Source organism: Erythrobacter fulvus, assembly GCF_028595285.1.
GTDB classification, from domain to species: Bacteria; Pseudomonadota; Alphaproteobacteria; order Sphingomonadales; family Sphingomonadaceae; genus Erythrobacter; species Erythrobacter fulvus.
Window position 1 is genome coordinate 324,140 of the sequence record NZ_JAQQXQ010000002.1, and the last position, 14,610, is coordinate 338,749.

The window sequence follows — 14,610 nt, forward strand, 5'->3', positions numbered from 1 at the left end:
ATTCTGCCATGACGCCGCGCCCCGTCCGCCTGTGAAAATGGCGAGGCGGACGTTACGGCACCCTCGGGCTATCCTCCCCTGCAAAGGAGAGGCGCCATGTCCACCATCCCCCGCGTATCATCGGCGATTGCCGGAGAGCCTGCGCATTTCGGTTCCGTCCTCGCCCACCAGCCTGCCATCGCGGAAAGCTTCTTCGCGCTCTATGGCCGGTTCTGGGGATCGGACGTGCTGGCGGCGCGGATCAAGGAGGTGGCGCGGATGCGCAATGCGCGCGTCACCGAATGCGGGTTCTGCCGCAATGTCCGCTTCGACAAGGCGGTGGCCGAGGGCTTGGGCGAGGAGGTGGTGGACGACATCACCGATGGCTACGAAACCTCCGACAAGCTGACCGATACCGAAAAGGCCGTGCTGAAGTTCACCGACGCGCTGATCCACGATCCCGAATTGCTGACCGGTGGCGCAAAGGCCGCGTTGCAACGCCACCTCACGCCTGCGCAGATTGCCGAACTGGGGCTGGGGGTGACGCTGTTCCTCGCGCTCGCCAAGGCGCTGATCACGATGGGGCTGGAGCCCGAGGTGATGGACCGCACCGTGCTGCCCACGCCTGCCGTGCTTGAGGCCGCGGAATGAGCGCGGTGCAAGCCGCGCTGGCGGGCGATCCGGTGCTGGCCGAACACTACGCCACCTTCCGTGCCAATGCCGAGGCTGCGCTCGATCCCGCGCTGGTGGCGCTGGTCCGCGATGCGGTGGCGGCGGTGCACGGGATGGCGCGCGCGCCGGACGAAAGCATGCTCGACGATCGAACGAAGCTGTGCCTCGCCTATGCCCGGCGGATGCCGTTCGAGCATACGGCGATCAGCGATGCTGAAGCCTCCGCCGTAACAGCGCATCTGGGCGAGGCGGGCTATGTCGCCTTCTCGGTGGTGACGGCGCTGGCCGATGCCGAATGCCGCGCGGCGATGGTCGATCTGCCGGGGTTGGCAGGGGCCTAACCCAGCTCACGGATAAGATCGCGCCCGTCCCATCCCTGCGCGGCCTGCGCTACGAAGTCGTAGAACCCCGTCAGCTGCTCGGTAGGCTCATAGAGTTCGAGCATGTGCCCGAGGCTCGCCCGCGTATCGACAAAGGCGAAGGCGGTGCCGGTCTGCGTCACGGAAAGCTGGGCCAGCGGGCTGCCCAGGCTCTCGAAGCGGGCGATCTCGCTTTGCAGATCATCGACGAACAGCGCCGCGTGATGCAGCCCTCCGCGCCCCGAGCCATGCGGGAACATGTCGTGCAGCGCGCTGTCGTCGGAATTGTGCTGCACCACCAGCTCCACCATCACGCTGCCCCATTGGCCATAGGCGCTGGAATGGTCGAAAGTTCGTTCGATCCCGCGATGGTGCGAGGATGACAGCGCCACATGGCGCAGCACGAAGAACGGCCCCGAACCGAATTGGCGGTGATGCGCTGCCGCCGCGGCTTCAAGATCATTGACCTTGTAGGCCAGTTGCCGGACCGGCAGCACGTCAGTTAACCGCGCGATCCTTGCCCGCCCAGTAAGGCGCGCGCAGTTCGCGCCGCAGGATCTTGCCCGAAGGGTTGCGCGGCAGGGCGGGGATGAAATCGACCGACTTGGGGCACTTGTAACCCGCGATATGCTGGCGTGCGTGCGCGATCAGCTCCGCCTCGCTCAGCTCCTCGCCCGGTTTTACTACCACGCAGGCCTTCACCGCTTCGCCCCATTTGGCATCGGGCACGCCGATCACCGCCACATCCGCCACCTTGGGGTGGGCATAGAGCGCGTTTTCCACCTCGGCCGGATAGACGTTCTCGCCGCCCGAGATGATCATGTCCTTCACCCGGTCGTGGATGTAGAGATAGCCGTCCTCGTCGAGGTATCCGGCATCGCCGGTGCGCAGCCAGCCTTCGGCGTCGATCGTGGCGGCGGTGGCTTCGGGATTGTTCCAGTAGCCGCGCATGTTCTTGCTCGATCGTGTGGCGATTTCGCCCACGGTGCCGGTGGGGACTTCGTTCCCCGCCTCGTCGATGATCTTGATCTCCACCCCGGCGAGCGGCTTGCCGACCGAGCGCATGCGGGGGCTGCCTTCGGGCACGTGATCTTCGGGATCGAGCGCGACGATGGTGCCGCTGGTCTCGGTCATGCCGTACATTTGCACGAAGCCGCAGCCCATCACCCGCATCGCCTCGCGCATCAGTTCGAGCGGGATGGGCGAGGCGCCGTAGGTGACGTATTTGAGGCGGCTGAAATCGACATCGTTCACCCGCGGATGGTTGAGCAGAATCTGGATCGCGGCGGGCACGAGGAAGATCTTGGAGATGTTGAAATTCTGGATCAGGTCCAGTGCCTTGGTCGGATCATATTCGGGCAGGACGATCGAATTGGTTCCCGCAACCATCGTGCCGATGCCGGTGCCGGTGCCCGAAATGTGGAAGCACGGCATTGCCAGCAGCGTGACATCGCCCGGGATCGGCTCCTGCCATTGGCGCATCTCCTCCCCGCTCGCCATCGCATCGCGGCTGGAGAGGATCGAACCGTGGGTCATCACCGCGCCCTTGGGCTTGCCGGTGGTGCCAGAAGTATAGAGCTGCAAGGCGTCGTCTTCCGGCTTCACCTTGTGTGCGGGCGGTGTGGCGGGAAAGCCGTCGCGCCAGGTGCGGTAATCGGTGCCGGCATATTCGGGCGCGTCGATGCCGATCACCAGTTCGACATGCGGCACAGCAGCGCGCACCTGATCGATCATCGCCGCGAAACCTTCGCCCACGAACACCACGCGGGCTTGCGAATTGTCGAGGATATAGGCAACCTCGGGCGCGGCGAGGCGCCAGTTGACCGGGGTCATCACTGCGCCGATCCGCGCCGCGCCGACGAAAGCCTCGAAATAGAGCGGATGGTTCTTGCCAAGGAAAGCGACGCGATCGCCCGGCTTCACCCCCAGCGCGACCAGACCGTTCGCCACCCGGTTCGCGCCGTCGTCCAGCTCCGCGAAGCTGATTTCCTCGTCGCCGTAGGTGAAGGCGATCACGTCGCCCTGATTGCGCGCGTGTTCCGCCACGATGTCGCAGAATGAATCTGCGGCGCGTTCTGCAATGTCTCCCATGGGGCAAGCAGATAGACCGCCCGAAAGGCTGCTGTCATTGGCACAATTCATAGCGGCGCCGGGGCGAGGCCGCGTTAGGGTGGGCGGATGGATATTCCCTCAGGCTTTGAACCCGCAGGTTTCACGCCCGGTTTTCTCGACCATGGCGGGCCCTATTATCTCGGCCCTGCCGTGGATGGCGTGCGGGTGGTGGGCCTCAGGATTGTGCCGCACCACATCAATTATCAGGATGCAGCCCACGGCGGCGTGATCTCCACCTTTGCCGATGTTGCCCTGAGCCATGCGGTTTATGATGCCGAGCGGCCCCGCCTCGCACCCTCCACAGTGACGCTGACGGTCAATTACCTGTCCGGTGCGCGGCTGGGCGACTGGCTGGAGGCCCGCGTCAGGATTGATCGTATGGGTGGGCGCACCGCCTATACCTCGGGCGGGATCTGGCGCGGGGACGAACAGATCGCGACGATGAGCGGGGTATTCGCGTTCAAGCGGCCCTAACCGAGCCAATGCCGCACAGCCGCGGTCGCGGGATCGCGCTCGTCGTGATAGCCAGCCGCGCCCTCGGGCGTGTCCGACAGGTCGGCCCCCTCCATCACCCGGAACTCGCGCCAGTCATAGAGGCCCGTGCGCTGGGCGATGCGCCATTCTCCGGCCCGCTTCTCGAACCGGTCGACATAGCGCCCCGCGACAATCGCGGAGTAGATCACGCCCTTGTCGGGAAACACCGCCGCCAGCGGATAGCCGGGCGGAATGGTGTGCATCGCCGTCATATAGGTTTCGGTGTGGCAGACGGTGTCGCCTTCGAACCCGAAGATCGTCTGGCCCAATTGGTGCTGGGTGGCGAGGCACGGGTCAATCACGGCGCGGGCCTGATCGACGAACCCGCGCCAGTCGCCCTCGATCACGCCGAAGCGGAAAGTGGCGTCGGCATGGAACAGCCGCTCCATCATCCCCCAGCGCCGACGGTCGATCGCGTGGGCATAGGCGGCCAGAATATCGCGGATGGCCTCGCGGTCTTCGATTGTGCCCGTCATTGCTCCAGCTCCACGATCACCTTGCCGATATTGCCCCCGGTGAAGAGTTTCGCATAGGCGGCAAGCGTGTTCTCCAGCCCCCGCGTCACGTCATAGGGCATCACCAGATCGCCCGCCTCGTACCAGCCGCGAAGGCGCTCGGTCAGGGCCGGGCCTTCGTGCATGAAGTCGGGCGAGAAGAAGCCTTCGACGCGCAGGCGGCGCATCAGCACCTGATCGAATTCCGCAGGCGCCGTGCGCGTGCCGGACGAATAGTCGGCGAGCAGCCCGCACACCGCGATCCGGCCATAGTGGTTCATGCGGGTGAGCACCTGATCCAGCAGCGCCCCGCCGACATTGTCGAAATAGACGTCGAAGCCGGAGCCATTTGTTTTGGCCGCATCGAGTTGCGCGCCCACGTCACCCGCCTTGTAATCGACCGCGCCCGCGATCCCGAGTTCGCCGGTCAGATAGGCGCATTTTTCCGCGCCGCCGGCGATCCCCCACGCCTCGCAGCCGAGCAGCTTTGCAATCTGCACCGCGAGGATGCCGGTTGCCCCGGCGGCGGCGGACACCAGCACCCGCTCTCCCGGCTTGGCCGCACCAGTTTGTTCGACGCCCCACAGCGCGGTCCAGCCGTTCATGCCGAGCGGGCCGAACCATGCGCGCCGGTCCGCCACCGACGGATCGAGCACGATCGCGCCCGACATGACGGCATCGACCGTGCTGATATCCGCCCATTGCCCGAAGGCGCGCACCAGATCGCCGGGGACGAAACCTTGGGCGCGACTCTCGGTCACCTCGCCCAGCACCAGCCCCGTCATCGGGATGCCGAGCGGCAGCGGCGGCTGGTATCCGTCCTCGCGGCTGGTGAGCCACAACCGCGTGCCCGCATCCATCGACAGGTGCGAATTGCGGATGCGGATCTCGCCTTCCGCAAGCGGGGCGAGCGGGGCGTCCACCAGCGCCAGCGCGCCAGCGAAATCATTGCCTTCGGGGCGGCTTTCAATGCGCCAGAAACGGTTGTTCATGGCCACACTGTCCGGGCGCTTCGTCGCTACGGCAACCCCGCCTTTTCGCTAGGGGGTTTCAGGCCTGCGGCTATCATTTTGGCGCGGTGCGCAGGGGACCGCGGGTTCCTAGTCTTTCGCCAAGACCACAAGAGGGGAGAGAGACAGCATGGCACTCATCACGGTGATCGGCGCGACCGGCCGGCAAGGCATGGCGCAGGTGCGGCAGGCGCTGGCAGCAGGCTATGACGTGCGCGCGATCTCGCGCCGCCCGGATGCGCTCGACGGGGCGCCTATCGACGGGGTCGAGCGGGTCGAGGTGCGCAATATGGACCTCTATGACACCGCGACCTTCCATGACGCGCTCGAAGGGTCGGACTACATCTTCTACACCCACCCGCTGCAGGCCCGGGCGGACCGCGCCTACCTGATCGGCGAAGTCGGCAAGGTGGCCGCATCGCTGAACGTCAAGCGCGTGGTGTGGAACACTTCGAGCTGGATTCCGGACAAGCCCGGCGATCCCTTCACCTATGGCGAGAACACCAAGGGCATCAACGCGCTGTGGCGTTCCGGCGCAGCGGGGACGGTGTTCGGCAGCGTGCTGTTCATGGACAACCTGCTGACCAACTGGGCACGGCCCTTCATCGTGAACGAAGGCCGCTATGTGTACCCGCACAACCCCAATCTGGAAGCCAACTGGATCAGCCTCGACGACGTGGCGAAGTTCATGCTGGCCAGCATCGAGCGGCCAGACATGGAGGGCGCGTGGCTCAATATCGGCGGGCCGGAGCGGCTGGTCGGCAAGCAGGTGACGCAGTGCCTGTCCGAAGCGCTGGACAAGGACATCACCTACGATCCCTGCACGCCTGAGGAATTCGGCCGCTATCTGGTCGATGCGGCGGGCGACAGCATGCCCGCGGAAATGCGCGAGGAATTCGCCAAGGGCATCCAGGCCTTCTACGAATACAATAACACCGCCCCGACCAAGCCCTTCGCCGTCGACATGGAGCATGTCTACGAACGCTTCCCCGAGCTTGACGGCAAGCTGGAAACCATGGGCGAATGGACCAAGCGGCAGGACTGGGGCGAAAGCAATTACCGGCCTGCGTTCGGGTAGGCCCGGATCATGACCCGCAGGGTTGAAGGCAAGGTTGCGCTGGTGACCGGCGGCGCGTCGCGCCCCGGTCTCGGCTTTGCCATTGCCGAACGGCTGGCCGAAGAAGGCGCCATCGTCATCCTGACCGATGTCGATGCCGGCGGCGTCGCGGAAAGCGCGCGGCTGATCTGCGAACGCAACCTCGCTGCCGAGGCCATGGTGCACGATGTCGCGTCGGAAGCGGACTGGACCCGGGTGGTCGAGGATATTCTCGGTCGGCACGGGCGCCTGGACATCGTGGTCAATAACGCCGGGATTCTCGATATCGCCGCGATTGCGGACGATCACGCGCTGGCCGGGCTGCGGCGGCAGCTGGAGGTGAACGTCGTCGGCTGCTTCATGGGCACGCAGGCCGGGGTGAGGGCGATGCGCGCGTGCGGCAATGGCGGTGCGATCATCAACCTGTCGTCGGTTGCGGGGAAAGTCGGCTTTCGCGGCAGCGCGTCCTATGCCGCAACCAAAGGCGCGGTGAAGCTGATGACCAAGTCGGTCGCGCTCGAAACCGCAGCCGAGGGGATCAGGGTCAACTCCGTCCATCCCGGCATCATCCGCACCAATATGCAGCAGCAGGGGCTGGAGGATAATTCGGCGAATTACGACGCGATCGTTGCCGGCATCCCCGCGCGGCGGCTGGGCGACCCGCGCGACATCGCGAATTGCGTGCTGTTCCTGGCCTCTGACGAGGCTGGCTATGTCAACGGGGCGGAGTTCGTCGTGGACGGTGGCTACACCGCCCAATAACGCGGCCCCGCCCGTTACTCCGCCGCTTCGCGCTGCTCGGCGGCAAAGATGTCCAGCAATTCGGCATCGCTCGCATTGGTCAGCCGCTCCACCCACTGGTGGAACACCTGCCCGCCGCGTTCATTGCGGCCGAACAGCACTTCCTTCATAAGCCCCGATTGCAATGCCTGGTGCTGGCGCTTGCCGGTGGCGTAATCCTCGTCGCGGACAACCACTTCGAGGAAGTCGAACTGTTCGTGCGCCGATTTGACGTCGGCTTCGGTCTCGGGCCGGTTTTCCATGACGTAGAACTGGGTGGTGTAGCTTTCGCCCACCTTGTCGCCCGGGAACAGCTGGCTGATCATCGCGCCGCGCTGCCCGCCGCCGTAGAAACTGGCGATCGAGATGTGCGGGAAGATCGTCCACACACCCTGCACCAGCACTTCCTGCGGCAGCTCCTCGTCGGCAAGGGCTTCGAGGTCCATCTGCTGGTCATCCTCGCCCGACACCTTGATCGCGAATTTCGACGGGGTGCTGAGGCGCTGGTGCGGGCCGAAGGCGAAGTAATTGGCACGGTTGTAGAAATCCGAACCGAAGGTATTCGCGTGCAGCACCGGCAGGTGATAGAAATCGAGATAGCCGTCGTACGCCGTCTTCCAGTTCGGCCCCGCCAGCGTGCGCTGCGCGAACAGCGTCCAGCCGTCGAACTCGAACGCCTTGAGCAATTCGTCATAGCCGCACAGGTAATCGGCAATCGAAAGCTTGCTGTCGGGATCGAGCGTCGCCCAGATCAGCCCCGCGCTTTCGTAGACCGGGAAACGTTTGAGGCACAGCGCCGCCTTGTCCACCGCGCCGAAATCCTTCGCGCTTGCCACGCCCACCAGATCGCCGTCATTCTTGAAGGTCCAGCCGTGATAGCCGCAGGTGAACCGGCTGGCATTGCCGCTGCCGCTTGCCACCGGGTTGCCGCGATGGGTGCACATGTTGAGGAACGCGCCCACGCTGCCGTCGCGCTGGCGGGTCAGCAACAGCGGCACGCCGCAGATGTCCATCGCCTTGTAATCGCCCGGGTTCGGCAGCTCGCAGGACGGCGCGACCATCAGCGGCAGGCGGCGGAAGATGTTGCGCTTTTCCAGTTCGAACAGGGCTTCGTCGGTATAGGCGCTGGCGGGGACGCGCACGACTTCGTCGGCATATTCCATGGTGTCCGCGGCGCCGTGCGCCACCAGATTGCGGGTCATGGCGATCAGTTTGTCGCGTGACATGGTTTCCTCCCCGAAGCCGCGAATTTATGGGTCAGCATCCGCCTTTGCGCCGCCTCCGGCAATGCTCACTTTTGGCAGAGCGGGGATGCGAAAAGGGGCGGATCCTTGCGGACCCGCCCCCTTCAGACCGGCAGTGCCGGATGGATCAGAACTTGAAGCTTGCTTCGACAAACACCTGCCGGCCGCGGTTCTGGGTCAGCACCAGGTCGTCGCCCGCCGGCAACCCGGCGATGTTGCCCGGAGGCGCGAGGAACGGACGCCCGCCCGAGGTGATCACGAAGATCTCGTCGGTCAGGTTCACGCCGATCAGCGAAAGCTTCCACTTGCCGTCGGGCGCGCCGACCGAGATGGTACCGTCGAGCGTCCAGAAGCTCGGCTGGACATAGTCGTTCAGCGTCGCTTCGTCGGTGATGTAGCCGTCGTTATAGGCGGCGTTGCCCGACATGAAGAACTCGAGATTGTCGTTCACCGGCACGGTCCAGTCGAAGGCGATGTTGCCCGCCCATTCGGGCGCCTGGCTGCCGCGCCGTCCGTCGAGGTCGATCGTGCCGCCCGCACCGCCCGGCTGGAGGAAGGTGTCGGTGTATTGCGCGTCGAGATAGGACAGGTTGGCCGACAGGTTCAGCCCGTCCACCGGGGTGATCCAGCGGGATTCGATGTCGACGCCCTTGGTGGTCAGCTCGCCCGCGTTGCTGGTGACGAACTGGATGGTGGTGGCGTTGAAGTTCTGCACCTGCAGATCGGTGAAGACGTAGTAGTAAGCCGTCGCGTTCAGGGTGAAGCTGCGGCCTGCCCACTGCGACTTGAAGCCGATTTCACCGCCCTCGGCCTCTTCCGACTGGAAGATCAGCGAGCTGAAGTCGCCGCTGATCGCCGCCTGGCTGAGGCTGTTCGACGGCAGCGCCGAGTTGTCGATGCCGCCCGACTTGAAGCCGGTCTTGTACGAGGCGAAGAAGTTGAGATCGTCGTTCGCCTGATACCGCAGCGTGACTTCGGGCGAGAAGTTGTCGTCCTTGAAGTTGATCGGGCCCGAAAAGAAGCCCGGCTGCACGAAGCCCGGACCCTGCAGGAACAGGTGGATATAGGGCACCGAAATGGTCTGGACCTTGGTTTCATCGGTCCAGCGCACACCGCCCGACAGTTCCAGCTTGTCGGTCAGATCGATCATCGCGCTGCCGAAGAACGACAGGGCCTCGGTCTTGGTGGTGTGGGTCTTGTCCCAGTCATAGGTGAACCCGGTGATCGGGTCGGCCCCGAGGAACGAGATGTTCACGCCCTGCTGCGCGGTATCGAAGATGAAGGTACGATCTTCGTAGAACGCGCCGAGCATGAAGTTGAACGCGCCGTCGAAGTCCGAGGCGAGCCGCAGCTCCTGGCTATATTGTTCGAGCGAGTTGATCGGGTCCGAACAGCCCGCACCGCCCGGAATGCCGCCCGGGAAGACGCCGACATAGGAATAGCAGTCGAAGTCGACGGCATCCATGTTGAGCAGGCCGGTGACCGAGGTCAGGCTGAGCGTGTCGGACAGGTCGAGTTCGAACTGCAACCGGCCGAACCAGATATCGGTCTTGCCGAAGGGCACGCCGTTGCGTCCTGCCGCAGCCGAAGGCGTGGGCACGCCGGGCGCCAGCTGGGGTGCGGCGTCGGGGATGAAGTAGCGCTGGTCCTGCACGTTACAGTCATGGCCGCCCGGGATCACAACCCCGCCGCCCAGCAGGAACACCGGATCGGGCAGGCCGTTGGGGCCGCAACCGATTTCGGCAGTGCCGATCGCGCCGTCGTTTTCGTTGCGGGTATACTGCACTTTCAGGTTGGCGCTGAACCGATCGGAGGGCTCCCATTCGAGCGTGCCGCGCACGATCAGGTCTTTCAGCCCGCGCTTCTGGTTTACCGCCGGGGTGCCCGGCTGCAACAGCTGGAATTCGTCAATGTCGTTATATTGCGCGGCAAGACGCATGCCCAGCGTGTCGCTGAGCGGGCCGGAGATATAACCGCTGACGAGATAGCCCTTTTCCTCGAATTCATACGATCCGCGCACGCCGACTTCCCAATTCGGGGTCGGGTTGGCTGAACGCAACGACAGCACGCCCGCGGTGGCCGACTTGCCGAAGAACAGCGATTGCGGGCCGCGCAGCACGTCGACCTGTTCGACGTCGAAGAACCCGGCCTGCACCATGCGCATGGTCGAGACGACGACACCGTCATATTCGAACGCCACCGCCGAATCGAACGCTGCCGAGATGTTGGACGAGCCGACACCGCGCAGGGACAGCTGGCCGCCCGAGCCCGAGCCGCCGACCTGCACATTGAGGGTCGGCACGCGGCTGGCGATGTCGGCCACCTGGTCGATCGAGTAGCGTTCCAGCGTCTCGCCGCCGATCGCGGTGACGGTGACGGGGACTTCCTGCAGGGTTTCGTTCTGGCGGCGGGCCTGGACGACGATCACCCGCTCTCCGAAATCGTTGCCGTCCTGCGCCGCATCCTCGGCGTCCTGCGCGAAAGCGGCGCTCGGCATGGCGGCAAACCCGCCAAGCGCGGCGCCGCAGAGCAATGCGGTCCGCAAGCCGCCGGCGCGGCATGCAATTCGGGCACGAAGTGTGTTCATGGTCCTCTCTCCCCTGCGGGCCGCGGCTCCCCCGCGGGCCCTGGTTCCCCAATTCCGTGGCGCTTTTTGACGCGCCTATCGGTATGACATGAAGGTGTATGGTGCCTGCGCAATCACGCTATCAGCAAAAGCGATAGTGACGGTCCGAAACTGCGACAAAAACATCACAACGGCGCCCGAAAGCGCCTGAAAGCAAAGAATGCCGTAACGTCATTCGGCCGCTTGCGCTGACCCCGCAGCCTCGCGCTCCATCTGTGCTACGCGCGGTTCGTTGGGCCATACCCATTCGGGGCCGATCACCGGCTCTACCCTGAGTCCGTCGGGCACATTGTCCGGCCCGATCATCCGGTCGAGGCTCTGGTGGAAGGAGTAGATCCGCGCTTCCTGATAGGACAGCGGCACGGATCGGAACGCGGCCGATTGCATCGAATGCTGGATTGCCTCGCCGAACTGGGTGTCTTCAAGAATGATCGGGCTCATCTGCCGTCCATTGGGCTGGCTGGCATCGGGGACGGTCCATAGATCGGGCGCCGGTTCGTCGCCCCAGTCGAGCGCCATTGTCACCAGCTCCAGCCGGGTCGTCGTCAACGAGGTTGGCCAGAACACCAGCGGCGGCACGAAGTAGTTGGACAGCGGCGATACCCAGTTGGGAAACAGGGTGTAGCTCTGGGTGCAGGTGCGCCCCAATTCGCCCACGCTTTCGATCTGTTGCCAACCCGGCGGGGAATCGATCGCGCGCACGTGTTCACGATTGGTCTGGCGCGGCGGCGGGGCCAGCATCCGCGCATGGCCGTTGGGGTACATGGTGTTGAGATTGCGGGTGCTGTCCACCAGCGGCGCGACCGTGTCGGGGTGGATGAAGGGCACATGGTAGACTTCCATGTTCGCCTCCATCGCCACCTTCCAGTTGCAGTTGAGTTCGAAGGAATGGCGCGCCGCCAGCCTGATGCGGTCGAAGGCGAATTCCTCCCATTCACGCGCCAGCGGGCCGAGCCAGTCGATCAGCGGCATCGCGTTTTCGTCGAAATTGACGAAGATGACCTTGCCGAACATCTCGCACCGCACCGGCAGCAGCCCGCGGCAGGACAGGTCGAAATCGGACGGAAAGTCGCGCCTTTCGGGCACGCCCACCAGACTGCCGTCGGTCTTGTAGGTCCAGTTGTGATAGCCGCACATCAGGCGGCTCGACTTGCCGCGATCCTCGGTGACGACCGGCGCGCCGCGGTGGCGGCAGGTGTTGTGGAACCCGCGCACCTTGCCGTCCATACCGTGCACGATGACGATCGGATCGCCGGCATTGTGCCAGCGCATGTAGCACCCCGGTTCGGGGATCTCGTCGAGATGGCCTGCGAACAGCCAGCTTTTGCGGAACACGTGTTCCTGTTCGAGCGCGAAATATTCGGCACTGGTATAGCGCCCGGCCGGCATGTCGGGCAGGCGGGGGAAGCCTTCGGGCGGCGCGGTGCGCGTGCCTTCCCACTCCATCAGTGCCTTCAGCCGCGCGACTTCGGCTTCGTCCATCATGCTCGCCTCTCCCTCATGGCCAAGGATAGACCCGCGCCGTGCGGCGGTGCGACTGCGACTTGTGCGAGGCCGGGGAATGCGCGCTTTCGACAGTGGCGGCGCACCGCCCGCCCGATAGGCTGCGACCCATAAAACAAGACCTTTACGGGGAGAGACACGGATGGCGGGAAGGGTTGCGGGCAAGATCGCGCTGGTAACGGGCGGCGCAATGGGGCTGGGCAAGGCCGATTGCGAGATGCTGGCGCGCGAGGGTGCGACGGTGATCGTCACCGACCGCGAGGTTGAAATGGCCCACAAGGTCGCCGATTCGATCGGCGGCGATGCCATGGCGCTGGACGTCACCAGCGAGGAGCAGTGGATCGAGGTGATGCGCGCGGTGCAGGAACGCCACGGCGGGCTCGACATCCTCGTCAACAATGCCGGCAACGTGATCTTCGAAAGCATCGAGGAATGTTCGCTCGCGCATTTCAAACTGCATCTCGACATTCACGTGGTCGGCACCTTTCTGGGGTGCAAATACGCCGTGCCGCTGATGAAGCACCGGCATGAGAAAGTCGGCGGGGGCGGTTCTTCGATCATCAACATGGCCTCCACTGCGGCGCTGCTGGGCTATGGCAACATCCCGGCCTATGCGGCGGCCAAGGCGGCAATCACGGGCATGACCCGCAGCCTGGCGATGGATTTTCAGGACAAGGGCTACGGTATCCGCGTCAACGCGCTGGCACCCGGCGGGATCGAGACGCCGATGGTGATGGGCGTTTCGGGTCGCGCGGGGCAGAAACCGATGGAGATTCCCGAAGGTCCGCTCGCCGCAGATGCGTTGGGCCACCCGCGGGACGTGGCGGGTTGCGTGCTGTTCCTCGCCTCGGACGAAGCGCGCTTTCTCAACGGCCTGACGATCCCGGTGGACAATGGCCTCTACGCCCGCCCCCACCACTAAGGCCGACCCGCCCGGTGCCTATCGCTGGTACGTGCTGGCGCTGCTGACGCTGACCAGCGCCTTCAGCGTTGCCGACCGGCTGGTGTTCGGCATTCTGGTCGAGGACATCAAGGCCGAGTTCGCCCTTAGCGATTTCGAGCTCGGCCTGCTGGGCGGAGCGGCGTTCAGCCTTGTCTATGTGCTCGCCGGATTTCCCGCCGCGCGGCTGGCGGATCGGTCGGTGCGCAAGAACATCGTCGCCGCCGCGATCGGTTTCTGGAGCCTGATGACGGCGATGTGCGGGCTGGCCACCGGGTTCTGGACGCTGTTTGCCGCACGCACCGGAGTGGGCGTGGGCGAAGGCTGTTCGGGGCCGTCATCGCAAAGCCTCGTCGCCGACTTCTTCGCGCGCGGCGAACTGGCCAAGGCGATGGGTTTCCTAACCATCGGTGCGAGCATGGGGACGGCGGGCGGGCTGATTATCGGCGGGCAGCTTGCAGAGATTTTCGACTGGCGCTGGGCCTTCATGCTGATGGGCCTGCCGGGCCTGCTGCTGGGAGGGCTCATCTACCTCACCGTGCGCGAGCCGCTGCGCGGGCGATATGCGCCGGCGGGCACCGACATGGCGCAGCAACCGCTTGGCCGCACGATCATGAGCCTCGTCACCAATCGTGTGTTCATGGGGCTGGCGCTGGGGTGGGCGGTGCAGATCATGATCGGTTATGCGCTGGCCTTCTGGATGGCGGCGGTGATGCTGCGCCAGTTCCCGATCTCGACCGGCGATGTCGGCCTTTATCTCGGCTTCACCTTCTTCCTCGGCGGGATTCCGGGGCCGATCCTTGGCGGATATGTCACCCAATGGCTGTGCCGCCGCGACGAACGCTGGCGGGCGTGGCTGCCGGGCGTGGTGAGCCTTGGCTGCGTGGTGCCGCTGGCGCTGAGCCTGACGTCGAGCGGCTTCGGCGCGTTCCTCGGCTGGTTCGGGCTTGCCTATGCGATCTATGTTGCCAGTCAGGCGGGCATCCTGTCGGGCATACAGGCGGCGGTGGAACCGGCCAGTCGCGGCTTCGCGGTCGCCATCGCGCTGTTCTTCAACAACCTTGTGGGTCAGGCGCTGGGGCTGGCGGTGATCGGCGCGCTGAGCGATGCGCTGGCGCCGGCACAAGGTGCGAGCGCGCTGGCGATTGCGGTGTTTGGCGTGTGCCTCGTCTCGGGCCTCGCCGCGATGGCGATCTTCGCGTGGACCGCGGCGCAGATGGGGCCGAGCGGTTATCTGGCAAAGATGCGCGGGGGGTGATTT

14 protein-coding genes are annotated in these 14,610 nt (G+C 64.9%); 7 read left to right on the top strand and 7 right to left on the bottom strand.

Annotated elements, in window-relative coordinates; translation table 11 throughout:
* The first annotated feature begins 96 nt into the window (after positions 1-96).
* Positions 97-630 (top strand): carboxymuconolactone decarboxylase family protein, encoded by a 534-nt coding sequence (locus OIK40_RS04515; protein ID WP_273676566.1) that lies wholly within the window; start codon positions 97-99, stop codon positions 628-630.
* Complete coding sequence (locus OIK40_RS04520; RefSeq protein ID WP_273676567.1) at positions 627-992, top strand: hypothetical protein; 366 nt, start codon at positions 627-629, stop codon at positions 990-992. Before OIK40_RS04515 ends, OIK40_RS04520 begins: the two co-directional genes overlap by 4 nt.
* Here the strand turns inward: OIK40_RS04520 and OIK40_RS04525 are convergent.
* Together OIK40_RS04525 and OIK40_RS04530 are read right to left on the bottom strand one after the other, a co-directional pair.
* On the bottom strand, positions 989-1,507 hold the full coding sequence (locus tag OIK40_RS04525; RefSeq protein ID WP_273676568.1) for a VOC family protein: 519 nt from the start codon (positions 1,505-1,507) through the stop codon (positions 989-991). The two genes, OIK40_RS04520 and OIK40_RS04525, sit on opposite strands and share 4 nt — an antisense overlap.
* Before the next feature lies 1 nt (position 1,508).
* Positions 1,509-3,101: a fatty acid--CoA ligase gene (locus OIK40_RS04530; protein ID WP_273676571.1), complete on the bottom strand. Its 1,593-nt coding sequence runs from the start codon at positions 3,099-3,101 to the stop codon at positions 1,509-1,511.
* Between the two features lie 87 nt (positions 3,102-3,188).
* On the opposite strand from OIK40_RS04530, the gene OIK40_RS04535 reads away from it, so the two are divergent.
* Positions 3,189-3,596 (top strand): PaaI family thioesterase, encoded by a 408-nt coding sequence (locus OIK40_RS04535; protein WP_273676572.1) that lies wholly within the window; start codon positions 3,189-3,191, stop codon positions 3,594-3,596.
* Here OIK40_RS04535 and OIK40_RS04540 read toward each other — a convergent pair.
* Together OIK40_RS04540 and OIK40_RS04545 are read right to left on the bottom strand one after the other, a co-directional pair.
* Positions 3,593-4,132 (bottom strand): nuclear transport factor 2 family protein, encoded by a 540-nt coding sequence (locus tag OIK40_RS04540; RefSeq protein WP_273676575.1) that lies wholly within the window; start codon positions 4,130-4,132, stop codon positions 3,593-3,595. The genes OIK40_RS04535 and OIK40_RS04540 overlap by 4 nt on opposite strands.
* Positions 4,129-5,142, bottom strand: coding sequence for an NADP-dependent oxidoreductase (locus OIK40_RS04545; RefSeq protein WP_273676576.1), 1,014 nt, complete (start codon positions 5,140-5,142; stop codon positions 4,129-4,131). Before OIK40_RS04545 ends, OIK40_RS04540 begins: the two co-directional genes overlap by 4 nt.
* A gap of 148 nt (positions 5,143-5,290) precedes the next feature.
* Here OIK40_RS04545 and OIK40_RS04550 point away from each other — a divergent pair, with 148 nt between their 5' ends.
* Both OIK40_RS04550 and OIK40_RS04555 read left to right on the top strand, forming a co-directional pair.
* A complete protein-coding gene (locus OIK40_RS04550; RefSeq protein WP_273676578.1) occupies positions 5,291-6,238 on the top strand; it encodes an SDR family oxidoreductase in 948 nt (315 codons plus the stop codon).
* A gap of 9 nt (positions 6,239-6,247) precedes the next feature.
* Positions 6,248-7,018 (top strand): SDR family NAD(P)-dependent oxidoreductase, encoded by a 771-nt coding sequence (locus OIK40_RS04555; protein ID WP_273676580.1) that lies wholly within the window; start codon positions 6,248-6,250, stop codon positions 7,016-7,018.
* Between the two features lie 14 nt (positions 7,019-7,032).
* Here OIK40_RS04555 and OIK40_RS04560 read toward each other — a convergent pair whose 3' ends face one another.
* The 3 genes from OIK40_RS04560 to OIK40_RS04570 form a co-directional block, all read right to left on the bottom strand.
* Positions 7,033-8,262: an aromatic ring-hydroxylating oxygenase subunit alpha gene (locus tag OIK40_RS04560; RefSeq protein WP_273676581.1), complete on the bottom strand. Its 1,230-nt coding sequence runs from the start codon at positions 8,260-8,262 to the stop codon at positions 7,033-7,035.
* 145 nt (positions 8,263-8,407) lie between these two features.
* A complete protein-coding gene (locus OIK40_RS04565; RefSeq protein ID WP_273676583.1) occupies positions 8,408-10,867 on the bottom strand; it encodes a TonB-dependent receptor in 2,460 nt (819 codons plus the stop codon).
* Positions 10,868-11,077: 210 nt separating this feature from the next.
* Positions 11,078-12,391 carry an aromatic ring-hydroxylating oxygenase subunit alpha gene (locus OIK40_RS04570; protein ID WP_273676584.1) on the bottom strand — a complete coding sequence of 438 codons (1,314 nt, stop codon included), beginning with the start codon at positions 12,389-12,391 and terminating at the stop codon, positions 11,078-11,080.
* 160 nt (positions 12,392-12,551) lie between these two features.
* On the opposite strand from OIK40_RS04570, the gene OIK40_RS04575 reads away from it, so the two are divergent.
* A complete protein-coding gene (locus OIK40_RS04575; protein WP_273676586.1) occupies positions 12,552-13,331 on the top strand; it encodes an SDR family NAD(P)-dependent oxidoreductase in 780 nt (259 codons plus the stop codon).
* Positions 13,303-14,607, top strand: coding sequence for an MFS transporter (locus tag OIK40_RS04580; RefSeq protein WP_273676587.1), 1,305 nt, complete (start codon positions 13,303-13,305; stop codon positions 14,605-14,607). The genes OIK40_RS04575 and OIK40_RS04580 overlap by 29 nt, the downstream gene beginning before the upstream one ends.
* Positions 14,608-14,610 lie beyond the last annotated feature (3 nt).